Origin of the sequence: Streptomyces sp. RPA4-2 (genome assembly GCF_012273515.2) — a bacterium.
Classification (GTDB): Bacteria; Actinomycetota; Actinomycetes; order Streptomycetales; family Streptomycetaceae; genus Streptomyces; species Streptomyces kaempferi.
The window spans coordinates 4,338,433-4,359,559 of the sequence record NZ_CP050975.2 but is presented as its reverse complement, the minus strand read 5'-3'; the positions used below and the strand labels follow the sequence as shown (position 1 = coordinate 4,359,559).

General features: G+C 69.9%; 20 protein-coding genes. 12 read left to right on the top strand and 8 right to left on the bottom strand.

Annotated features, from left to right (window positions below; genetic code table 11):
• Positions 1-237: 237 nt before the first annotated feature.
• Positions 238-1,494, top strand: coding sequence for a GNAT family N-acetyltransferase (locus tag HEP85_RS18950; RefSeq protein WP_168528797.1), 1,257 nt, complete (start codon positions 238-240; stop codon positions 1,492-1,494).
• A gap of 262 nt (positions 1,495-1,756) precedes the next feature.
• Here the strand turns inward: HEP85_RS18950 and HEP85_RS18945 are convergent, their stop codons facing one another.
• On the bottom strand, positions 1,757-1,942 hold the full coding sequence (locus HEP85_RS18945; RefSeq protein ID WP_168528796.1) for a hypothetical protein: 186 nt from the start codon (positions 1,940-1,942) through the stop codon (positions 1,757-1,759).
• 291 nt (positions 1,943-2,233) lie between these two features.
• Here HEP85_RS18945 and HEP85_RS18940 point away from each other — a divergent pair, with 291 nt between their 5' ends.
• The gene (locus tag HEP85_RS18940; RefSeq protein WP_248001994.1) at positions 2,234-3,067 is read left to right on the top strand and encodes a winged helix-turn-helix domain-containing protein; all 834 of its coding nucleotides are present in this window, start codon (positions 2,234-2,236) and stop codon (positions 3,065-3,067) included.
• 18 nt (positions 3,068-3,085) lie between these two features.
• On the opposite strand, the gene HEP85_RS18935 is transcribed toward HEP85_RS18940, so the two are convergent.
• Entirely contained in the window at positions 3,086-3,274 is a 189-nt protein-coding gene (locus HEP85_RS18935; RefSeq protein ID WP_168528794.1) for a hypothetical protein, read from the bottom strand.
• A 214-nt stretch (positions 3,275-3,488) separates the two neighbouring features.
• Here HEP85_RS18935 and HEP85_RS18930 point away from each other — a divergent pair, with 214 nt between their 5' ends.
• The gene (locus tag HEP85_RS18930) at positions 3,489-4,367 is read left to right on the top strand and encodes a GntR family transcriptional regulator (protein ID WP_168528793.1); all 879 of its coding nucleotides are present in this window, start codon (positions 3,489-3,491) and stop codon (positions 4,365-4,367) included.
• Positions 4,367-5,104, top strand: coding sequence for an HAD family hydrolase (locus tag HEP85_RS18925; protein ID WP_248001993.1), 738 nt, complete (start codon positions 4,367-4,369; stop codon positions 5,102-5,104). Before HEP85_RS18930 ends, HEP85_RS18925 begins: the two co-directional genes overlap by 1 nt.
• Positions 5,105-5,175: 71 nt before the next feature.
• Here the strand turns inward: HEP85_RS18925 and HEP85_RS18920 are convergent, their stop codons facing one another.
• Complete coding sequence (locus HEP85_RS18920; RefSeq protein ID WP_168528791.1) at positions 5,176-5,364, bottom strand: hypothetical protein; 189 nt, start codon at positions 5,362-5,364, stop codon at positions 5,176-5,178.
• 169 nt (positions 5,365-5,533) lie between these two features.
• Between HEP85_RS18920 and HEP85_RS18915 the strand changes: the two genes are divergently transcribed.
• Positions 5,534-6,472, top strand: coding sequence for a GntR family transcriptional regulator (locus HEP85_RS18915; protein ID WP_168528790.1), 939 nt, complete (start codon positions 5,534-5,536; stop codon positions 6,470-6,472).
• Positions 6,473-6,778: 306 nt separating this feature from the next.
• Positions 6,779-8,878 (top strand): aminoglycoside phosphotransferase family protein, encoded by a 2,100-nt coding sequence (locus tag HEP85_RS18910; protein ID WP_329294916.1) that lies wholly within the window; start codon positions 6,779-6,781, stop codon positions 8,876-8,878.
• Between the two features lie 120 nt (positions 8,879-8,998).
• Here HEP85_RS18910 and HEP85_RS18905 read toward each other — a convergent pair whose 3' ends face one another.
• Positions 8,999-9,847 carry a nitroreductase/quinone reductase family protein gene (locus HEP85_RS18905; RefSeq protein ID WP_168528789.1) on the bottom strand — a complete coding sequence of 283 codons (849 nt, stop codon included), beginning with the start codon at positions 9,845-9,847 and terminating at the stop codon, positions 8,999-9,001.
• A 636-nt stretch (positions 9,848-10,483) separates the two neighbouring features.
• Here HEP85_RS18905 and HEP85_RS18900 point away from each other — a divergent pair.
• Positions 10,484-10,954, top strand: coding sequence for a hypothetical protein (locus HEP85_RS18900; RefSeq protein WP_168528788.1), 471 nt, complete (start codon positions 10,484-10,486; stop codon positions 10,952-10,954).
• A gap of 798 nt (positions 10,955-11,752) precedes the next feature.
• Here HEP85_RS18900 and HEP85_RS18895 read toward each other — a convergent pair.
• A complete protein-coding gene (locus tag HEP85_RS18895; RefSeq protein ID WP_168528787.1) occupies positions 11,753-12,445 on the bottom strand; it encodes a TetR/AcrR family transcriptional regulator in 693 nt (230 codons plus the stop codon).
• A 53-nt stretch (positions 12,446-12,498) separates the two neighbouring features.
• On the opposite strand from HEP85_RS18895, the gene HEP85_RS18890 reads away from it, so the two are divergent.
• The 4 genes from HEP85_RS18890 (at position 12,499) to HEP85_RS18875 (ending at position 15,566) form a co-directional block, all read left to right on the top strand.
• The gene (locus HEP85_RS18890; RefSeq protein ID WP_168528786.1) at positions 12,499-13,617 is read left to right on the top strand and encodes an NAD(P)/FAD-dependent oxidoreductase; all 1,119 of its coding nucleotides are present in this window, start codon (positions 12,499-12,501) and stop codon (positions 13,615-13,617) included.
• A gap of 250 nt (positions 13,618-13,867) precedes the next feature.
• Positions 13,868-14,395 (top strand): helix-turn-helix domain-containing protein, encoded by a 528-nt coding sequence (locus HEP85_RS18885; protein WP_168528785.1) that lies wholly within the window; start codon positions 13,868-13,870, stop codon positions 14,393-14,395.
• Positions 14,396-14,499: 104 nt separating this feature from the next.
• Positions 14,500-15,090 (top strand): hypothetical protein, encoded by a 591-nt coding sequence (locus HEP85_RS18880; RefSeq protein ID WP_168528784.1) that lies wholly within the window; start codon positions 14,500-14,502, stop codon positions 15,088-15,090.
• 140 nt (positions 15,091-15,230) lie between these two features.
• On the top strand, positions 15,231-15,566 hold the full coding sequence (locus HEP85_RS18875; protein WP_168528783.1) for a DUF2516 family protein: 336 nt from the start codon (positions 15,231-15,233) through the stop codon (positions 15,564-15,566).
• 40 nt (positions 15,567-15,606) lie between these two features.
• On the opposite strand, the gene HEP85_RS18870 is transcribed toward HEP85_RS18875, so the two are convergent.
• From HEP85_RS18870 to HEP85_RS18860, 3 genes are all read right to left on the bottom strand, one after another.
• Positions 15,607-16,959 (bottom strand): PP2C family protein-serine/threonine phosphatase, encoded by a 1,353-nt coding sequence (locus tag HEP85_RS18870; RefSeq protein WP_168528782.1) that lies wholly within the window; start codon positions 16,957-16,959, stop codon positions 15,607-15,609.
• Positions 16,960-17,351: 392 nt separating this feature from the next.
• Positions 17,352-18,485 (bottom strand): C40 family peptidase, encoded by a 1,134-nt coding sequence (locus HEP85_RS18865; protein ID WP_168528781.1) that lies wholly within the window; start codon positions 18,483-18,485, stop codon positions 17,352-17,354.
• Positions 18,486-18,734: 249 nt separating this feature from the next.
• Complete coding sequence (locus HEP85_RS18860) at positions 18,735-19,547, bottom strand: class I SAM-dependent methyltransferase (protein ID WP_168528780.1); 813 nt, start codon at positions 19,545-19,547, stop codon at positions 18,735-18,737.
• A gap of 233 nt (positions 19,548-19,780) precedes the next feature.
• Between HEP85_RS18860 and mshA the strand changes: the two genes are divergently transcribed.
• Positions 19,781-21,118 (top strand): D-inositol-3-phosphate glycosyltransferase, encoded by a 1,338-nt coding sequence (gene mshA / locus HEP85_RS18855; RefSeq protein ID WP_168528779.1) that lies wholly within the window; start codon positions 19,781-19,783, stop codon positions 21,116-21,118.
• Positions 21,119-21,127: the final 9 nt, after the last annotated feature.

Sequence of the window (21,127 nt, the reverse complement as noted above, 5' to 3'; positions counted from 1 at the left end):
GCTCCGCCCCGAGACCCGCCAGGGGCGCTGCGCCCCTGGACCCCCCGCCATCGCCCGAAGGGCTCGTCCTCACACGCCGGACGGGCTGACTACCCAGCCCGTCCGGCGTTTGAGGACAAGGCCCTAAGGCCGACGGGGGTCTGGGGGCGGAGCCCCCGGGTACGGGACGGGTCGGGTAGGGGCGGCGGGGCGAGAAAACCCGCGACAGCCCCGGTCGTGAACACCTAGCGTGCCCCCATGAGCCGCCGCGATGGAATAGACGTACGCCCGATCACCGAGACCGAGATCCCGGACTGGATCCGCGCGCTGAACACAGGGTTCCTGCGCTCCCCGGCCGTCTCGGAGCAGGAGACGGCCGACCGCGGCGCGTACATGCTCCTGCCCCGCACACTCGGCGCCTTCGACGCCGGCCGATGCGTCGCGACCTTCCGCTCGTTCCCGCAGCAGCTCACCACCGTGGGCGGCGCCCACGTCCCCGCCGAAGCGATCACGAACGTCTCCGTCACCGCCACCCACCGCCGCCGCGGCCTCCTCACCCGGATGATGGGCACCGCCCTCACGGCCGCGAAGGAGCGGGGCGACGTGGTCGCCACGCTGATCGCCGCGGAGTACCCGATCTACGGGCGGTACGGCTTCGGACCCGCCACCACCGCCACCCAGTGGACCGTCGACGTCCCCAGGACCGGCCTCGACCGCCGCTGGTCGGGCCCGGCCGACGGCGGCCGCATCGACCTGGTGGACGGCGAGGAGGTGCGGAAGACCGGCCCGGAACTGCACGCACGGCTCAGCCGCACCCAGCCGGGCGTGGTGAGCCGTGTGGAGCGCTGGTGGCAGGTGAACACCGGCGCTCTGAAGCCGGACGGCACCACGTGGACCGAGCCGTTCTACGCCGTGTACCGCTCGGCGGACGGCGAGGTGGAGGGACTGGTCGCCTACAAGTCGGACGACAACTGGGGCGACGCGAAGCAGCCGCTGAACACGGCGACCGTGAAATGGCTGATCGGAGTGACCCCCGCCGCCGAGCGCGCCCTGTGGCACTACCTCTGCTCGATCGACTGGATCACCCAGGTCAAGACCGGCTGGCGCGCCCCCGACGACCTGCTGCCGGACTTCCTGCCTGATCCGCGCGCCGCCCGGATCACCACCCAGGCGGACTGGCTGTGGGTGCGGATCCTGGATGTCGTACGGGCGATGGAGGCGCGTACGTACGCCGGCTCGGGGACTCTCGTCCTGGACGTCACCGACGGGGACGGACTGTCCGCCGGGCGCTACCGGCTGGACGCGGGCCCGGACGGGGCGGTGTGTGCTCCGACCGGACAGAGCGCCGACCTCACGCTGGACGTGCGTGAGCTGTCGGCCCTGTGGCTCGGCGAAGCGTCGGCGGTGCGGCTCGCCGCGCTCGGGCGGGTGCGGGAAGAACGAGAGGGCGCCGCCTCCGTGGCCGACGCCCTGCTCCGCACGTCCAGGCGACCGTGGTGCCCGGACATCTTCTGATTCCCGCGTTCTACTGGCCCGACTCCTGCTCCTCCCTGTGGCCGCGGCATCCCGAACCGGGTTCCGTGCTCGTGCTCCGGGTTCTGGGTTCCGGGTTCCGGTTCTTCGTGCGTGATCGTTCTTCGTGCGTGATGGTGATCCGTAGCACTGCGGTTGTGGTTGTTTTTCGACGTGCGGTGGTGCGTCGTGCGGACTGACCGAGCTCCCGGCTCCCCTCCGGAGGGGAACCCGGTCAGCCGGACTGCCGGACGGTGGCGCCCGATCAGCCGGACTGGGAGAGCAGCAGGACGAGGATCACAGCCCCGATGCCGCTGATGGTGGTGTTCTTGGCCTTGAGGCCGACGGTCAGCACGGCGAAGGCGATGAGGCCCATCGGCCCGTACCTCCACTGGATGATCTGTTCGAATCCGATGGCGAGGGCGGCGACGGCGAGGGCGATGAGCGGCATGACGGTCCCTCCTTCGGGACGGCGAGGCGGACCCCGCTGGGACCGTCCACCTGGTCGATCGAACGTGTGCCTGGGCGACTCTGGCGGCCAACCCTTCGGGAAGTTTGACCATGTTGCTTAAGTTGGCAACCAACTCACTCATAGTTATCTCCGCGTTGGGTCGACTCATAACCACCTATCCTTCAACTGCCCAAAGATGGCGCGAAGTTGTAGTGTTCGGTCGTGGAGCCGGAACACGCCGCCGCCAATGGGCGGAACAGGTCACCACGGCCACAGAGGTCACACCGTGAGGTGGCCGACGAACTGCGGAGCCGGATCAGGTCCGGCAAGCTGCGGCCGGGCCAGCGCATGCCCACGCAGGCCAAACTGGCCGACGAGTTCGGCGTCGAGCGCGGGGCCGTCCGTCAGGCGCTGCGCATCCTGCAGTCGGAGCACCTGCTCGTCAACATGTCCAAGGGGAGCCCGGCCACCGTCGCCGACACCCTGGAACGGGCTCTGACCGGCCCGGAAGCCTCACCGCAGCCCACCACGGTGGCACTGGGCGGCCGGATCACGGCCGCCTTCGGGGCCAGGCACGTGGAGATCGACGCGCTCTGCCTGACCTCGATTTCGCTCACCCTTGCCATGGGCGAGCCCCTCCGGCAAATTCACGCGGGCCGTATGAAACCAGCCAAGGTGGACGTGCGCGTCCTGCTCCCCAGCAGCGACATCGACCTGGCCTTCCCGGCCCCGGTGGACGCCTCGGCCTCGGGACGGCTCCAGCGCAACTGGCTCACCAACCGCAACGCCCAGGGTCAGGTGCTGCGCCACAACCTGCTCGCCCTGCGCGCCACGCACGGCATCGACGTCAACGTCGCCTTCCGCGCGCTGCCCTTCACGCCGCCCGTGAAGCTGTACCTGCTCAACGGGACCGAGGCGCTCTTCGCGTACTACACCCTGGCCAGGCGCGAGGAGGAGGTCGACCACGAGTACCTGGAGATGTACGACGTCCAGGGCACGCAGTCGATGCTCTTCCCGTTCGCGCACGGAGCCGGGCTGAGGGACACCACGTTCGTGGAACAGTCCCATCGGTGGTTCGACGCGCTGTGGGAGACCATCAGCTCCGAGCTGCTGCTTTCGGGCTGACCGCCTCCGGGCCGGGGCTCACAGGGCGGGGCCGGCCACCAGCAGGGCGAGGACGACCGCCCCGATGGAGCTGCAGGTGGGGCTCTTCGCCTTGACCCCGACGGTGAGCAGCAGCAGACCGACGACGCCGGTCGTGCCGTACTGCCACTGGACGAACTGGTCGAAGCCGACGACGAAGAGGGCGGAGAGAAGGGCGATGGCGGGCATGGGCGGTTCTCCTGTTTCTACTGTGGCGTGGTGGTTCCTCTGGGGTGTGCGGGGGTGAGGCCGGGGAGCTGCGGCAGCCGGCTCGACGGGGGAGGCAAAACTTCCGCCAACTTGACCAAGTTGGCTGCCAACTCTGCTTAGGTTGTCCCCACTTGGCCACCAGTCATAAACAACTTTTAAACAACTCCCCGTAGATGGGTGGGAGTTGTAACGTTTGGTCGTGACCCAGGAGAACGTTGCAGTGAACGGCAGCAGAAGGCTTTCGCCGCAGGAGATCGCCGACGTCCTGAGGGAACGGATCCGGGCCGGAGACCTCAAGGCGGGAGACCGTCTGCCCACGCAGGCCGAGCTGGCGGAGGAGTTCGGCGTCGAACGGGGGACCGTCCGGCAGGCCCTGCGCGCCCTTCAGGACGACGGCCTGCTCAGCAACGTCAGCAAGGGGAGCCCGCCCCGGATCGCGGAGCCGGCCCCGGCACAGGACGAGCCCCAGACGACGATGGTCGGCCTGGCGCCCCGTCTGGCGCAGGCGTTCTCGGCGCCGCACGTCCGGATCGACGCGGCCTGTCTGACCGCGGAGACCCTCATGCTCGCGCTCGGTGAACCGGTCCGTCTGATCCACGAGGGCCGCCTGCGCCCTGAGTCGATCGACGTCCGCATCCTGCTTCCGTCCCGGGACATCAACCTGGCCTTCCCGGTCTCCGTCGACGGCCGGGTCGACGACGACCCGGTCCACGGGCGCTGGCTGGCCCAGCGCAACGCCCAGGTCCACGTCCTCCAGCACAACCTCCGCGCCCTGCGCTCCTCGCACGGTATCGACGTACGGGTGACGTTCCGGGCTCTCCCCTTCACCCCGCCCGTGAAGCTGTACCTTCTCAACGAGGTCGAGGCCCTGCTCGCGTACTACATGGTCACCCGGCGGGAGGAGGAGATGGCCGACGTGACGCTGGACATGTACGACGCCCTGGGTTCGGACTCCCTCCTCTTCTCCTTCGAGAAGCGGTCCGGTATGCGGGACGCCGCGTTCGTGGAGCAATCCCAGAAGTGGTTCGATGCCCTCTGGGAAACCATCACCACGGACCTGACACTCTCCTAGTGACTTCTGATACGAGGCAGACCGAACTGGTGGCAGCAGAGACCGAGAACCTGCGAGAAGTGATCGAACGCGCTCGCTTCGTACTCTTCGACTTCGACGGGCCGATCTGCCGGCTGTTCGCGGGGCACCGGGCGGAGGACGTGGCGAAGGACCTGGTGGAGTGGCTCGAACACCAGGGCATGCGGGGGTTGCTGACGGAGGAGGAGCAGGTCCACCCGGATCCGATGGTCGTCCTGTACGCCGTGCACCGGCGCCATCCACACAGCGACCTGGTGGCCGAACTGGAGGAACGCCTCACTCAGCAGGAACTGAGGGCGGTGCCCTCCGCCTGGCCGACCGCGTACGCGGATCCGGTGATCCGGACCTGGAGCGCGGTGGGAGCGCGGCTGGCCATCGCGAGCAACAACTCGGCCCGCACGGTCTCGGGCTATCTCGAAAGCCGTGGCCTCACCGACTGCTTCGCCCGCAACCTCTACGGCCGCACGCAGGACCTGAACCAGCTCAAGCCGCACCCCCACTGCCTCAACCGCGCGCTGAACGCCATGGGCGCCGCCCCCTCCGCCGCCCTGATGATCGGCGACGCCCCCTCCGACCACGAGGCGGCGCGACTGGCCGGTGTCCCGTTCCTCGGCTACGCACGCAACGCGTACAAGGAGAAGCTGCTGCGCGACGCGGGCGCCGAGGACGTGGTGGGATCGCTCGAGCCGGTGCTGAGGGTGCTTCGAGGGCAGAACTGACGGGCGCGGGTGCGGATACGGATGCGGATGCGGCGCGGACGAAGGTGCCGAGCCGCGTTCGTCCGGGGGTCTCACGTCTGCATCTGAAGGGTCAGCAGGAAGAAGAGGGCCGCCGACCACCAGACCAGCCGGGCGCTCCCCGCGCGTATGCCCACCACCAGGCAGGTCAGCACGAGCAGACCGGTCAGTCCGAGCCTCGACCGGACCAGCTGCGCCGTGCCGAATTCCAGCACGGCGACGACCAGTTGAAAGAAGACCATGCGTCCCACCCCGTCCACTTCCGCGAATCGATCAACTACCCGTCCAATTGGACTGGTTGGCTTGAGATTGGTTTTCCCGGCTGGGCTGATCCCTTAACCGGGCGTCAGCGGCGACCCCTGCTTGACTGAAACTGGTTTGCTTGTCAGCCGAAAGAGGTACGGTCGCCGTGTGGACGAGGAGCAGACCACCGAAGGGGGCGGCAGGGAGTTCTGGCGTGTCCTGGAGGAGCTGCGCGGCCGGCTGGCCAACGGGGTCTACCCCCTGGGCAGCACACTGCCGCCCCAACGGGCCCTGGCCGACGAGTTGACGGTGTCCCGGGACACCGTTCAGCGGGCCCTGAGAGCACTGTCGGGCGAGGGCTGGATCGAGTCCCGGCAGGGCAGCGGCTCACGCGTCGTGAAAAGCCCCATACACCTCGGCACCCCGCAGCAGGAAGCGCCCCGGGTGCGCGCGACCCTGGGTACCTTCATCGCGCGGGCCTTCGCTCAGCCGGTCGTCCAATTGGACGTGTTCACCCTGACGTCCGAATCCCTGGACGCCCACATCCGGCTGCAGGCCGAGCGTGTCCGCCTGGGTGAGGTCGAGCCCGAGCGCCTCGAACTGCGCATGCTGTTGCCCTCCCCGTCACTCGAACTCCCCTACCCCCGCGCGCAGCGCCCCGCGAGCGGAGGAGGGGAGGCGCAGCAGGCGGAGGCCGGGCAACCGGACCAGTTGAACGGACGGCTCCAGGAGCGCCTGCACGCCATCACCCGGCGGCATGCGATCTCGTTGCGTTCGGCGCTGCGGGACCTGCAGACGGAGGGCCTCGTGCCGTCCGTGCGGGTGGAGGTCCGGCATGTGCCGCTCACCCCCACGTTCAAGCTGTATCTGCGCCCGGGTGCCGAGGCACTGTTCGGGCCGTACGAGGTGGTGGAACGCTCGATCCTCATGGACGACGAGACCGAGGCCGAGACAGAGGTCGACGCCATCGACGTGCTGGGCCTGGGATCGACACTCACCCGCCACGTCAACGACGAGGGTGATCCCGACTCCTCCGGGTCGGTGTTCGTCGAGAGCATGCACGCCTGGTTCGACTCCTGCTGGAATCTTCTCGCGCAGCCGTCCTGAGCCGAAGCCGGACCCACGGGGCCTCCAGCAGCGCGGCACTCCTTGAATGTAGAACTCTTTCTCAATACGCGGCGATTGCCCGGTCACGCTCCCGGGCGACCACTAGGGTGTCCTCACCCTCGTCGCGGTGCATGAACATCGGCGACAACGCACAGCCATTCAGGAGTGACCGTGGGCGTTCCGCTGATGTCCGGCCCGCCCGGTCCCCTGGCCCTGGAAGAGGCGTCGGACACGGAGTACCGCGACTTCGTCCGCTACGCCAAGGCATTCGGATCGTTCGGCCGGGGACACCACAATCTGAATTACATGGTGAGGCCGCTCACGGAACACGACTCCCGTCTGGTGGCGTGCGAAGACGGTGCGCCGGTGACGGTGCGGGAACGTATCCCCTCGGCGCTGCCCGTGGTCATCAGGACCTGGCAGGACGAGGCGGAGATCCTCAACACGATCTGCGGCGTACTGCCGCACGTTCCGCGCTGCCTGGTCAAGCACCGTGATCTGACCATTCTCAGCTATGTGGAGGGCATGCCGCTGTCGCGCATCTGCCCGAACGACAATCCGCTGCACGCCGGTCTGGTCCGCGCACTCGCGGATCTCCTGGCGGACATGACGCAGGTGCGCAGACGGCATCTTCCTCCGCTGCCACCGTCCTGGCCCCGCTCCAGCCGTGACAGCAGAGCCTTTCTACGGACGTTGGCGTTCGCGGCGGAGAAGCAGATCAGACAGCGCAACTGGGACGAATTCGGCGGTCTTTTCGCGATGCTGGGTATTCCCGAGGACGCGATGGTGCGATTCGCCGAGAAGGTGCCGGCACAGGTCAGCCGCCCCTTCAGCCTGCTCCACACCGACCTGCACCGGGACAACGTGATCGTGTCCTACGACGGCGCCCCGCCCCTGATCTGCGTCGACTGGGAACTGGCGAGTTACGGCGACCCGTTGCACGACCTCGCCACGCACCTGGTGCGCATGCGGTACCCCGACTACCAGTGGCCCGAGGTGATCGAGGCATGGCGGGAGGCGATGGGCCGCCGGCGTCCCGCGGCCGTGCACGGGCTCGACCGCGACCTCAGGAACTACGTCGCCTTCGAGCGTGCCCAGTCCGTCTACCCGGATGTGATCCGGGCCGCCATGTCGCTGGGTGACTCCGTCAAACAGCAGGAACTGGATGCCGCGACGAGCGCGGTGCACCGGGCACTGCTGGCGGCCGAGGAACCACTGCGGCTCGCGAGCGTGCCGGACGAGACGGCGATCGAGCGCATTCTCTTCCGCTGGAACGAGTCCCACGAAGACCGGCACGGACATCACTGGTCCCGCGAGCGGATCGTCTGGACGGCCGACGAAAGACTTCCTCTGCACCCCTCTCTCTCCAAGGCGGCCGTGAGCGAGGCCCTGTTCGAGGAGGGCGCCGCGTCCGCGGATCGGGTGTTCAAGGGAACGGCCCATCTCAACACGGCGGTACGGGTGCCGAGCCTGCCCTTTCCCGTCATGGTCCGTCGGAGGGTCGGCGCGGCGAACACCCGCGAGCGCAGGTTCCTCAACGAGCACGCCGTCCTCGGAGCCATCGAGCGGTCGGACGTCTCCGTGCGTGCCCCGCGGGTGCTGGCCCTGGGCATCAGCGGCCTGAAGGAACAGTTCACCATCCACTCGTACGAGGGGCCGGCGGACGGGTTCAGGCCGCCGGATCACCCCGTGGAAGGGCTGCGCCCCTACGAGGCGGACGATCTCGTGGACCAGCTCGGGGCCCTGTCCTCCGTCGACTGCGAAGAGCTGGATCCGTTCATGGAAGGGCTGAATCTCTACCCCGGACTCCGCGCCGAACTGGTGCACATGGTGAACGGACTGACCAAACCGACCCGGGATCTGATGCGGGAACTCGGGCTCCCCGACGGGTACCGGCTCGGCGAGATCCTCGACCGCCACACACTCGTCCCGCGTCGGCCCGTACTCCTGCACGGTGATCTCAATCCGTGGAACCTGGTGCGCGGCGAGTGGGGTGGACTGGTGCTCATCGACTGGGAGATGGCGGTCGTCGGCGACCCGCTGTACGACCTGGTCCGGCACATGCATCTCACACCCACGCGGCCCGAGATCCGTGAGCGCCTGTTCGCCCGCTGGGAGCGTGTCCTGCCGGAGGACTGCACGAAGGGCTGGCGCGAGGACTGGCGTGTCTACCGCTGGATGGAGGTGGTCCGCTCGGCGTACGTGGACCTCGACCGTCTGGTGACCGGCGACAGCCTGGACGCCCCGAACGTCCGCCGGGCCGTCGGCTCCTACGCGATGACCCTCGCCGACGCCATCGCTGCGCTGGGACTTCCGGGCAGGACGACGAACCCCTACCTCGCCCGCGCGCTGCCGCACGGAGAACGCGGGAGCCGGCGGCCGGCCGGGGTCTCCGCGGAATCCTGACCGTCCCGCGAACGTGCGGGACATCCGGCACCTGGCCGGCGCCCGCCCCGCTCGGACAGGCCGGCCCGGTGGCCGGCCGGCGACCTCGTCCCGCTCGACGAGGTCGCCGCACCCGCCGTCTCAGGGGGCGGTCGCCGCGTCCAGAATCGGGATCAGCTGGTCCTCCTCGTAGGTGAGATGGGCTTCGAGCGCTTCCGTGAGGCGTACCACCTCGGGGAGTACGAGAGCCGGGTCGGCGTGCTTCTCGCCGACGACCCGGCGCAGTTCCCCGGCCAGCACGGCGATCCGCCCGTGCTCGTCGCGCAACCGGTCGAGCAGCGGCGCGTGTTCGGGGTGGCGGTCGGCGAGGACACGGAAGAGACCGATGTCCTCGCCGGTGTGGTGCTGGTGCAGGCCCTGGCAGAGCGCTAGGCAGTTGACGCGGAGCTGGGCACCCAGGTGGGAGCCGGTGGCCTCGAACTCCGCTCGTATCAGGGCGAGTTCGCGCCGGAAGGCATCGTGGACGAGTTTCAGGGCCTCGCTCACGGAGCCGGCGTTCAGGCGCGGCGGACCGTCCTGGGCGATCTCCTGGAGCGCGACGACGGGGATCACGCGGTCCGTCTTCGCCTGGTACCGCGCCCATCCCGGGTCGGCCTCCACCGCCCGGGCGAAGAGCCGGTCGCGCTCGGCGCCCTCCAGGACGACGGCCCGCGCGTCGTACGTGAAGACACCGCTCTCGACGCGGACGCGCGGCTCGGCGACGAGGTTGAGGAACCAGTCCGGGTGCCTGGGCGCTCCCCCGGCCGAGGCGATGACGAGGACCCGGCCGCCGCCGTCGGGGTAGTAGCCGAGGGGGGTGGTGTGCGGGGTTCCGGTGCGGACCCCGGTGGTGGTCAGCAGGAGCAGTCGGGCTCCCTCGAAAGGGCCGCCGACCTTCCCGTCACGGGCGCGGAATTCATCGATGATCTGCTGGTTGAAGGCGTTGGGCATGCTCTGCTTTCTGTTTTTCGGGCAGTTTTCGGGCAGGGGGAATCGCCGCGGCGCCGTGCGCGTGCGAAGGCACGCGAAGCCCGCGTTGCGGAAATCGAGAAGGGGGGAAAGCGCGCGATACTCCGTATCCCGGAGTGCGCGAGGAAAAGGAGTGGGCGGTGCCCTGCACCGCCCCGGCCTCACTCGGAGGCCGGGCAACCCACTCGCTCACGGCACGAGGCCGACCCGGCAGTCATGGCCGCAACGGTACTGTGCGCGGAGGGCTTCACGGAACAGGCCTCGGGCGCCGTTCCGAGATTTCCCTGCCTCCTCAAGATCAAGGTGGCTCGCTCCGCTCTCACAGCCGGGCCGCCGGCCTGCCCATGGCCGGTCCGGCAAGCCGAAACGGCCCGTCGGACGAACTCGAGGGTCGTCATGACAATTTGAGGCCGATTACTTTATCGCCTGGTCTCCAGACGCGCCATCGGTGTGAGCCGCATGTCGCAGACATGCCAGCATCTGGCCTAACATCGCAGGTCGAACCGTTATCGCATGCAGTTCGCACGGAAAGCGTGATGAGGCTGGATGCGGCTCGACGTTTGCATCCTCGAACCAATCGGACAGTTCCCTCGCTCATGCGAGGAGAGAGGACGCAAGATGTTTCCGAAGCTCAAGGCGATGTGCAACGGGCGTCAGGGCGAGGGCAATCCCTCGCGTCACCCCCGCCGGGGTGCGAGGGCGGCGGCGCTGATCGTGCTCGGCGGCGGGATGGTAGGTCTCTGGTCGGCGCCCATGGCGCAAGCCGCAGGTCATGACTCGTTCAAGACCTTCCGCTCAAGCGTTGCCTTCGCCGCCCCCGAGGAGGAAGCGGGCGTCGACGGTGGCCACGACTGGGCGGACTTCGAGCACAATGCGGACGTCGACGGTGGTTACGACCGGGCGGAATCAAAGGCCGATGCGGGCGCCGACGACTGGGCGGACTTCAAGGACGATGAGGACGGCGACGCCGGTTACGACCTGCGGGACTGGGACTTCGACGACGACGGGTTGAAGATTACGGTCATCGTCAACAATAACAACAACAATAACAACAACAATGGCGGTGGCACCAACAACAACAATAACTGACTCCGCGGTCCGGGTGGAGAGAGAAGCCATCCACCCGGACCGTTTTCCTGGCGGTGGACTCCACGGTTTTACGGATCCGGTTCGGCCGGTATTTCCCGCCGCCTTTCCGCGTATTCCTCCGAGGGGGCGCGGTCGGTTGTCGAGTGCGGCCACGCCGGACCATCTCGTAAGAGCACCCCTCTCGACAGCGGGGCCGCAGCCGGCCGGCGGCCTCCGTCGAGGCGTGTCGCCGCCGAGGGCGCGGATCGGGTCCCGGCGCGGCTGTCCGTTCCCAAAAAGATCTGAATCGATGAGGTGTCTCTGAGCTGGGCCTCGTCAGTTCTGTTGGGACGAAACCGGAGCCGGGCGGCCCAGTGGATCTGCACGGTGCTGCGCCCGCTTGAGCGCGAGCTGAGACGGTCCCATTTGTTCTGTCGGACGGCACGGCCGCGGCCTGGTGTCTTTCAGTTCTGGTGGTGGGACTCATCCCGTAGGGCGTCGTAGTCGTCCGGCGTCGCCACCAACATCAGAGACCTTCCCAAGGGCTCGGTCCAGCGAAAAAGGGCGTCGTTGGAGAAGGCGTAGGAGTGGAGCTTCTCGCGAAGGGTGGGGACGTTCAGCCGAGGCTCGGCCTCTGTGCAGACGGCGTCGATGGTGCGCCGGTGCCGACCGAGGTTCGTCCATCGGCGAGGTGCCCGTAGCGCCCGCCGAGCAGGGTCGATGCGAGGGGCCTTCGGCAGGATTCATGGTGGCGGCCCAGGCCCGCACGGCCCGTGGACACCGACCCCGGCCTCGCTCGCATTCGGCAAGAGCTGAGCGTCACGCCGGCGGCCGGGCGAGTTTGGTGGCCACGCCGTCGAGGACCCATTCCAGGCCGGTTGCGAAGGATGTCTCGGCGTCCACGTCCGTGCCGTCGTACACGGCCTTGGCCAACGCCGGGAAGCGGCCGGTGGCCAGCATGCTCGTCATGTGGGGGCCGTGGGCGCGCTGCCAGTCGTGCTTGGACAGGCCCGTGGCGTGCTCGGCCCGCAGGTGCGCGGTCTCACGCCTGATCGCGCCGATGAAGTAGGCGCTGACCGTCTCCACGGCGCGCATGACGGTGTCGACGTCGGCGAGGCCGTCGAAGGCAGACAGCGTGGCCTCGGCCACGGCGAGGCCGTTCGGACCCATCGCCGGGCGGCCGCCGAGCAGGTCGGCCAGCCATGCGTGGCGGAGAGCGGCCTGCCTGGTGCGCTGGGCGAGGACGCCGAGCGCCTCCCGCCAGTCACCGGGCTGTTCCTCGGTGAGGATCTCGGCCTGGACCTCGTCCACCATGAGGTCGAACAGCTCCTCCTTGCTGGAGATGTATCTGTACAGCCGCATCGGGCCCGCGTCCAGGCGGGCGGCCACCTTGCGTACCGACACCGCCTCCAGCCCGCCCTCGTCGGCCAGTGCGATGGCGGCGGCGACGATCCGCTCCCGGTCGAGCGGCACGGGGCGAGACGGCGGTTCCGGCCGGTCCCAGACAGTCATGCTCACACCGTACCGTTGCGATACACCGTATTCGAGCAATACGGTGTATCGATATGAGACACCGCATCGCAGTGGTCGGGAGCGGTCCTGCCGGCCTTACCTTCGCCCGCGTCCTGCACCGCCATGACCACCTTGTCACCGTCCTCGAACGCGATCCCGCCCCCGACGCCCGCCCCCCGGGCGGCACACTGGACCTGCATGAAGGGCTGGGCCAGCTCGCGCTGGACAAGGCGGGGCTGCTGGCGGAGTTCCAGGAGCTGTCCCGTCCCGAAGGGCAGGCCATGCGCATCCTGGACACGGACGGAACCGTCCTGCGCGACTGGCGACCCCGTCCAGATGACCGGGCCAATCCCGAGATCGACCGCGGGCAACTCCGTGACCTGCTGCTCGGCTCTCTCGATGTCCAGTGGGGCCGGGGCGTGACGCAGGTGGTGCCGGGGACCCGGGATGGCCTACTGGTCCATTTCGCGGACGGGCGGCAGGAGACGTTCGACCTCGTGGTCGGCGCGGACGGCGCCTGGTCCCGGGTCCGCCCGGCGGTCTCGTCGGTGACGCCGCACTACACCGGCGTCACCTATGTCGAGACCTCCCTCGACGACGTCGACACCCGCCATCCCGACCTCGCCCGGCTGGTCGGCGACGGTTCCGTGGCGGTGTACGGCGTGAACCGGGCTCTCGTCGCCCAGCGCAACAACGGCGGCCACGTCAAGGTGTACGCCCAGTTCCGCGCCCCTCTGGACTGGCACGCGAACCTGGACCTGGCCGACGTCGAGGCCGTGCGATCGAGGCTGCTGGCTCTGTTCGACGGCTGGGCCGCTCCTGTCCTCGACCTCCTCCGCCACGGCACCGCCTTCGTCCACCGCCCCCTCCACGTCCTGCCCGTGTCCCACACCTGGACCCACGTTCCCGGGGTGACGCTGCTGGGCGACGCCGCCCACCTGATGCCCCCCTTGGGGGCGGGCGCGAACCTCGCGATGCTGGAAGGCGCCGAACTCGCCGAGTCCATCGCCGCCGGCCCCGAGGATCTGGACGAGACCGTCCGCGCCTTCGAGGAACAGATGTGGGTACGGGCCGGCAGGTGGGCGAAGATCACGACGGCAGGTCTGGAACGCCTCGTGAGCCCGGACCCCGCCGAAGCCCTCGCACTCTTCGACCAAGTCCAGCCATCCTGACTGCTGAGCGTGAGAGCACCAGCACCAACAGCTCGCCACGGCTTCACGAGACAGCACGGCACCGCCACGGCCTCTTCCGGCAAAACCACCGCCGTTGGGCGCACGCACGGACGCCTGCTCCGAATAAACCGCAGACCTACCGGGAACGGACAGCGGCGCCTGCGTCCGACCGGGGGCTTTCGGCGTGGCGCAGCGCACTTTTGCAAGCGGGTGCTTGCAATTGTTAGCGGGGGTGCGGCAAGGTGGAGCCATGGCATCGCTCAACGTCGGCAATCTCGGTGAGTATCTGCGTGAACAGCGGCGCACCGCGCAGCTGTCACTGCGGCAGCTCGCCGACGCCGCCGGGGTGTCCAATCCGTACCTGAGCCAGATCGAGCGCGGGCTGCGCAAGCCGAGCGCGGAGGTGCTGCAGCAGGTCGCCAAGGCGCTGCGGATCTCCGCCGAGACGCTGTACGTGCGGGCCGGCATCCTCGACGCCGAACGGGACCGGGACGAGGTGGAGACACGTGCCGTCATCCTCGCCGATCCCACGCTGAACGAACGGCAGAAGCAGGTACTGCTCCAGATCTACGAGTCCTTCCGCAAGGAGAACGGATTCGAGATCACGCCGGACATGGCCCAGGGCGGGACACGGGACATGGCCCCAGGCGTGGTCCAGGAGACGGTGCAGGACCCGGCACAGAACATATCGGACACCCGGCAATCGCCGGACACCGCTGTCCGAGGCCCCCGCACGGCCGACGGAAGCGATGCCGATCCGCAGCAGACCGCCGGTTGACCCGTACCGGCGGCGGCAGTGCCGCCGCTACCGGTGCAGACCGGCAGGTTCGCCGCGGACCACCCAAACCCTCAGCTGAAAGCGACTCCGGGAGGATCATCGCCATGGCCATCACCGACGACATCCGCAAGGCCGCCACGGACCCGACCCCGCTGTACTTCCTGGCCGGCACCGCCGACCTGGCCGTCCAGCAGGCCAGGAAGGTCCCCGGCATCGTGGAGCAGATCCGCGCCGAGGCTCCGGCGCGCATCGAGACCGTGAAGAACATGGACGCGAACACCGTCCAGGAGAAGGCCGCCTCCCGTGCCAAGGAGGCGCAGGAGACGATCCAGACCCGGGTGACGGACTTCATCAGCACCCTCGACACCGACCTCAAGAAGCTCGGTGAGTCCGCCCAGGACCTCGCCCTGCGCGGAGTCGGCGTCGCCGCCGAGTACGCCGTGAAGGCCCGGGAGACGTACGAGAAGGTCGCCGAGCACGGCGAGCAGACCGTGCGGACCTGGCGCGGCGAGGCGGCCGACGGCATCGAGGAACTGGCCGTGGCCGTCGAGCCGGACGCGCAGCCCGTCCCGGTCAAGGAAGAGCCGAAGCCGGCCACGGTCGCCGCCGAGCCCGTCGGGGCCAAGAAGACCGCGCCGAAGAAGGCCCCGCTGCGCAAGCCCGTCGCCAAGAAGACGACTCCGCCCGCGAAGTGAGCGGCCGCCGCGAGCCCGCCGACGGACATGGCGGGCGAACGGCGTAGCGATGCGGGGACGGGCCGGGCACTCTCAGAGTTCCCGGCCCGTTCTCCGGGTACGGTGACCGTAGAGATGATTCGACTCGGGCGGTGTGCATAGTGCTGTTGACGGCATTCGGCGGCTTCATGTCGCTGATCTTCCTGGCCATGCTGGTGCTCGCTGTGGTGGCACTGGGGATGGCCGCGATCGCCCGCGAGGACGCGTACCGCGCGGCGGACAAGCAGAACAAGATGTTCTGGCTGATCATCCTGGGCATCACGGTGGCCGTGAACCTGCTGGTCCCGATAATCTTCCTGCAGATCGCCGGGCTGGTCGCCACGATCGTCTTCTTCGTGGACGTACGCCCCGCGCTCCGTCAGGTCTCCGGAGGCGGAGGCCGCCGCGGCGGAAGCAGCAGCGACGGCCCCTACGGCCCGTACAACGGCGGTCGTTGACCACCAGGCACGTATACGGCGCTCCGGCGGCCGTACGGCGCTACGGCATGCGGTCCAGCAGCAGCACCGCGACGTCGTCCGTCAGCTCTCCGCCGTTGAGTTCGCGCACCTCGCTCACGGCGGCCCGCAGCAGCTGTTCGCCCTCCAGCCCCTCGGCGAGCTGGCGGCGGACCATGTCCACCATGCCGTCCTGGCCGAGCCGCTGGTTGCCCTCGCCGATACGGCCCTCGATCAGACCGTCCGTGTAGAGCATCAGACTCCACTCGCCGCCCAGCTCCACCTGCTGGCGCGGCCAGCGGGCGCCGGGCAGCAGACCGAGCGCCGGGCCGCCGTTCTCGTACGGCAGCAGTTCGGCCGGGCGGCCGGGGCGGGCTATCAGCGGGGACGGGTGACCGGCCAGGCAGAGCCCGGCACGGCGGCCGTCCGGCGCGATGTCCACCGTGCACAGCGTCGCGAAGATCTCGTCGCTCTCGCGTTCGTGCTCCAGGACCTGCTGGAGCGTCGAGAGCAGCTCGTCGCCGCACATCCCCGCGAACGTCAGCGCCCGCCAGGCGATGCGCAGCTCCACGCCGAGCGCCGCCTCGTCGGGTCCGTGCCCGCAGACGTCGCCGATCATGGCGTGCACCGTGCCGTCGGCCGTACGGACCGTGTCGTAGAAGTCGCCGCCGAGCAGGGCCCGGGAGCGACCGGGGCGGTAGCGCGCGGCGAACCGCAGCGAGGAGCCCTCCAGGAGCGGGGTCGGCAGCAGTCCGCGTTCCAGGCGCGCGTTCTCCTGGGCGCGCAGCCTGGACTCGGTGAGCCGTCGCTCGGCCTTGTCGGAACGTTTCCGCTCCACCGCGTACCGGATCGCGCGGCTCAGCAGCCGGCCGTCCAGCTCGTCGCGGAACAGGTAGTCCTGGGCGCCGACGCGTACCGCTTCGGCGCCCCGCTCGGCGTCGCCCGACGCGGTGAGCGCGAGCACGGCGTGCCGGGGCGCGAGCCGCAGTACGTGCTTGAGCGTGGCCAGCTCGTCGTCCGACTCGGCCGCCCGGCCCGGCGCCGGCAGCGCGAGGTCGAGCAGGATGCAGTGGACGTCGTCGGTGAGCAGCCGCTCGGCCTCGGTGAGGTTGCGGGCAGTACGGATACGGATCGGCTTGCCGGCCGCGTCGAGCATTTCGGGCACGCTCAGCGAACCGGCCGGGTCGTCCTCGATGACCAGCAGGGTCAGGTTGGTGGTGCTGTCGACCGGGGTCGCGGCGCGGGGCGCCGGCAAGGCTTCGGCCGGGCCGCCAGTCGCGTGTCCGGCGGGGCCGCCGGTTGACTCTCCGGATGGGCCGCCGGGTGAGAACGCGGCTGAAGCCTGACCACTTTCCGCGGCCGGGATCGCTCTCTGCCGCGGTATGGGTACGGGCATCGTCTGTTCCTTCCCTCCCCCCGAGGGCGTGGTGGGGCGAAGGTCCTCGACCCACCGACGGGGACCATAGCGGTAGCGGACGCCGCGGGGGAATGGTGTGCGGCGGGGCTTCCGGCAATCGGCCACCGTCATATGCCGCATCCTGTACCGCACTTGGACAGGATGCCGGGTGGCCGAAGATGACGAACGTCACGTCCCCGGGCGGGGGAGCTGGGCGCCCCCGTGGGGCAGGTCACGTGCGGTGGGTCACGACAGGGCGCGCGGTGCGCGGGGCCCGGTCACCGGGCGGTCACGCCGCATGTCCCGGGCTCCACGCCCGGTGCCTCGGGCCGACCCGTGCCCAGTGCCTCGGGCCCGCCCACACCCGGTGCCTCGGGCCCGCGCCAGACGCCTCACGCGTCCGGCCGTACGACCCCCAGTATCGGCATCGATCCCGCGCCCGCGACGGTCACCGTCCGGCCCGGCCGGGGCGCGTGCACGATGGCGCCGTCCCCGATGTACATCGCGACATGGCTGGCGTCGTCGAAGTAGATGATCAGGTCGCCGGGGCGCATGTCCTTGATGGCGACGTGGGTGAGCTGCTTCCACTGCTCCTGAGAGGTGCGCGGGATGCCGTGGCCCGCGGAGATCCAGGCCTGGGAGGTCAGCCCCGAGCAGTCGTACGACTTCGGGCCCTCGGCGCCCCACACGTACGGCTTGCCGATCTGGTCGGTGGCGTACTTCACGGCCTCCTTGCCCTGCGCCGACGCCCTGCCGTCGATCTCGGCGAGGACGCCGGAGCTGAGCCAGGCCGTCTGCGCCTTGTAGGCGGCCTCCTCCTCCAGCTTCGCCAGCCGCTCCTTCTCCTCTTTCTGCAGCTGGGACTCCAGCTTCTCGGCGGCGGCGATCTGCTTCTTGATCTTCTTCTGGGCCTCGGCCCTGGCCTCGCGGTTGGCCTCCAGCTTCTGCCACTGGGCGGAGGCGTCCTTCGCGTACTGCTCCAAGTCCTGCTGGGTGCGGGCCATCTCGTCGAGCAGGCCCTTGGTCGCGTGCTCGCCCTGACGGACCCTGCCCGCGCCGTCCAGATACTCCTGGGGGTTCCTGCTCAGCCAGAGCTGCGCCTCGGGCGGCAGGCCGCCGCCCCGGTACTGCGCCCGGGCCGCGGCGCCCGCCAGGTCCTTCAACCGGTCCAGCTTCTCCTGGCTCTTGACGATCTCCTGGGCCAGGTCGACGATCTGGGCGGACTGCTGGCGGGCCTTCTCCTCGGCGGCGTTGTACGCGTCCGTGGCGACCGCCGCGTCGTGGTAGAGATCGTCCAACTTCAGGCGGATCGCCTGGAGATCCTTCTTCTTGCGGATCGCCTGTGGATCCTGGACGCCCGCACCGCCCGCACCCGCCGCACTGCCCGGCGGGGTGGGTGTCGGCGCGGGTACCGGCGTGGATCCCGGTGTCGGGCTCGCGTACGCCACAGCCGGTGCCGACAGCACCGCGCAGGCGCACGCCAGGACCATGGCCGCCGTGGTCAGGCTCCGCTTGCCGGATCCCATTGCTCCGCCCCCAAACTGATTTACCGTCAGTAACTTATGGACGCCTGGGGGATCGTGCCATGTCGGCGCGCAACGCGACAGAGGCGGGCAAGAACTCCCTTCCCTCCGTCGCGCTTCCGCAAGACGATCTCCCCGCCTGTGTGACGAACCACTCACGGAGTTCGTTCCGCGAGTGGTGCGGGCGGGTGAAGTCCGCGACCGTTCGCCGAAGCGCGCCCGCGCACCGGACCCGGGCCACGCCACCGGCCGTCACACCCCTGGCGCCAAGGCCTGCCAGCTCACCGTGACTTCGCCCTGGCGCCAGCGCGATATCGCGTCGGTCACCGGCCAGTCGGCCGCCAGGTCGCGGACCGTGCGGATCCAGCGCTGCCGCGCGCCGTACGAGGCGTAGGGCGCGGCGGCCGCCCAGGCGTGGTCGAAGTCGCGCAGGAACGCGTGGACGGGTTCGCCCGGGACGTTGCGGTGGATCAAGGCCTTCGGCAGGCGCTCGGCGAGGTCGGAGGGCCGGTCCAGGGAGCCCAGCCGGGTGGCGAAGGTGACCGTGCGGGGGCCCTCGGGGCCGAGCGCGACCCAGACGTGCCGGCGGCCGATCTCGTCGCAGGTGCCCTCGACGAGCAGGCCGCCCGAGGACCCCGGCCCCGCCGGGGCCAGACGCGCGCACAGGCGCTGCCAGACGGCGGCGACCTGCTCCTCGTCGTACTGGCGCAGCACGTTCGCCGCCCGGATGAGGGTCGGTCCGCCCTCGACCGGGACCTCGAAGCCGCCGTGCCGGAAGGAGAGGCCCTCCCGCTCGTACGGCCGCGCCGCCGCGACCCTGGCCGGGTCGATCTCCACGCCCACCACCCGGGTGCGCGGGGCGACCGTGCGCAGGCGTGCCAGCAGCTCGACCGCGGTCCAGGGGGCCGCCCCGTAACCGAGGTCGACCGCCACCGGATCGGCGCTCCCGCGCAGTTCGGCGCCGTGGGTGGCCGCGATCCAGCGGTCCATCCGGCGCAGGCGGTTGGGGTTCGTGGTCCCGCGCGTCACCGTTCCCACGGGGCGGGACGCGGCGCGGGCTGTCATGCGTATGAGAGTAGGCGGCCGTACACGACGCCGTGCCCGCCTGTGGACAACCTCCGTCCCGGCCCCGGCCCTGTGGACAAAGACCGCGTACGCAACTCGCTATCGAACGGTTGAGCGACCATGGGCAATGTTTCGGTAAAAGGGAAATGGAGCGGCCTGCTCCGGCGTTCGTCAGGATTGGAGGGTGCGCCGTGCCCTCCGACCGGCATGCCCGAAGCGAGGAGGAACGCCACGTGAGCCAGTACGTCAGCAGGCTCGGGCGGCGCTCCCAGGCGGCGCCGTCACGGCTCAGGCTGAACCGCAGGCCCCGTCGCGTCGCCATGCTCTCCGTGCACACCTCACCGCTGCACCAGCCCGGCACGGGCGACGCGGGCGGCATGAACGTCTACATCGTGGAGCTCGCCCAGCGCCTCGCCGCGATCAACATCGAGGTCGAGATCTTCACGCGGTCCACGACGGCCGCCCTCCCGCCCACCGTCGAGCTGGCCCCAGGAGTCCTCGTCCGGCACGTCGACGCGGGCCCCTACGAAGGCCTCGCCAAGGAGGACCTGCCCGCCCAGCTGTGCGCCTTCACGCACGGCGTGATGCAGGCCTGGGCCGGGCACCGCCCCGGCTACTACGACCTGGTGCACTCCCACTACTGGCTCTCCGGCCACGTCGGGTGGCTCGCCGCCGAGCGCTGGGGCGCGCCCCTGGTGCACGCGATGCACACCATGGCCAAGGTCAAGAACGCCGCGCTCGCCGAGGGCGACACTCCCGAGCCCGCCGCCCGTGTCATCGGCGAGACCCAGATCGTGCGCGCCGCCGACCGCCTCATCGCCAACACCGCGGAGGAGGCCGGCGAACTCGTACGCCACTACGAGGCCGAGTCCGGCAAGGTCGCCGTCGTCCACCCCGGCGTGAACCTCGACCGCTTCCGCCCGGCCGACGGCCGCGCCGCGGCCCGCGCCCGGCTCGGGCTCCCGCAGGACGCCCTGATCCCGCTCTTCGCGGGCCGCATACAGCCTCTGAAGGCCCCCGACGTGCTGCTGCGCGCGGTCGCCGTCCTGCTCGACGAGCGTCCCGAGCTGCGCGGCAACATCGTCGTCCCCGTGGTGGGCGGTCCCAGCGGCAGCGGTCTCGCCAAGCCCGAGGGACTGCAGAAGCTCGCCGCCCGGCTCGGTATCGCCGATGTCGTGTGCTTCAGGCCGCCCGTCGACCAGGAGCAGCTCGCGGACTGGTTCCGGGCCGCGTCGGTGCTGGTCATGCCTTCGTACAGCGAGTCCTTCGGACTGGTGGCCATCGAGGCGCAGGCGGCCGGCACGCCGGTGCTGGCGGCCGCGGTCGGCGGGCTGCCCGTCGCCGTGTGCGACCGGGAGACCGGTTTCCTCGTCCCCGGGCACGATCCCGCCGCCTACGCGCGCGTGCTGCGCGATTTCGCCGACGACCGCACGCTCCCCGCCCGGATGGGTGAGGCCGCCGCCCGGCACGCGCAGCGCTTCGGCTGGGACACCGCGGCGGCGGCCACGGCGGACGTGTACGCGGCGGCGACGCAGACCCACCGCCGCAAGGTCCGCGGCCACCAGGGCTGACACCCCGCT

What these genes read in the sequence shown, in the direction of transcription:
- HEP85_RS18865 (WP_168528781.1), bottom strand. Translation starts at nt 18,485, where the DNA reads ATGGGATCCGGCAAGCGGAGCCTGACCACGGCGGCCATGGTCCTGGCG.
- HEP85_RS18900 (WP_168528788.1), top strand. Translation starts at nt 10,484, where the DNA reads ATGTTTCCGAAGCTCAAGGCGATGTGCAACGGGCGTCAGGGCGAGGGC.
- HEP85_RS18885 (WP_168528785.1), top strand. Translation starts at nt 13,868, where the DNA reads ATGGCATCGCTCAACGTCGGCAATCTCGGTGAGTATCTGCGTGAACAG.
- HEP85_RS18870 (WP_168528782.1), bottom strand. Translation starts at nt 16,959, where the DNA reads ATGCCCGTACCCATACCGCGGCAGAGAGCGATCCCGGCCGCGGAAAGT.
- HEP85_RS18905 (WP_168528789.1), bottom strand. Translation starts at nt 9,847, where the DNA reads ATGCCCAACGCCTTCAACCAGCAGATCATCGATGAATTCCGCGCCCGT.
- HEP85_RS18890 (WP_168528786.1), top strand. Translation starts at nt 12,499, where the DNA reads ATGAGACACCGCATCGCAGTGGTCGGGAGCGGTCCTGCCGGCCTTACC.
- HEP85_RS18860 (WP_168528780.1), bottom strand. Translation starts at nt 19,547, where the DNA reads ATGACAGCCCGCGCCGCGTCCCGCCCCGTGGGAACGGTGACGCGCGGG.
- HEP85_RS18945 (WP_168528796.1), bottom strand. Translation starts at nt 1,942, where the DNA reads ATGCCGCTCATCGCCCTCGCCGTCGCCGCCCTCGCCATCGGATTCGAA.
- HEP85_RS18910 (WP_329294916.1), top strand. Translation starts at nt 6,779, where the DNA reads ATGGTGAGGCCGCTCACGGAACACGACTCCCGTCTGGTGGCGTGCGAA.
- HEP85_RS18935 (WP_168528794.1), bottom strand. Translation starts at nt 3,274, where the DNA reads ATGCCCGCCATCGCCCTTCTCTCCGCCCTCTTCGTCGTCGGCTTCGAC.
- HEP85_RS18880 (WP_168528784.1), top strand. Translation starts at nt 14,500, where the DNA reads ATGGCCATCACCGACGACATCCGCAAGGCCGCCACGGACCCGACCCCG.
- HEP85_RS18950 (WP_168528797.1), top strand. Translation starts at nt 238, where the DNA reads ATGAGCCGCCGCGATGGAATAGACGTACGCCCGATCACCGAGACCGAG.
- HEP85_RS18920 (WP_168528791.1), bottom strand. Translation starts at nt 5,364, where the DNA reads ATGGTCTTCTTTCAACTGGTCGTCGCCGTGCTGGAATTCGGCACGGCG.
- HEP85_RS18895 (WP_168528787.1), bottom strand. Translation starts at nt 12,445, where the DNA reads ATGACTGTCTGGGACCGGCCGGAACCGCCGTCTCGCCCCGTGCCGCTC.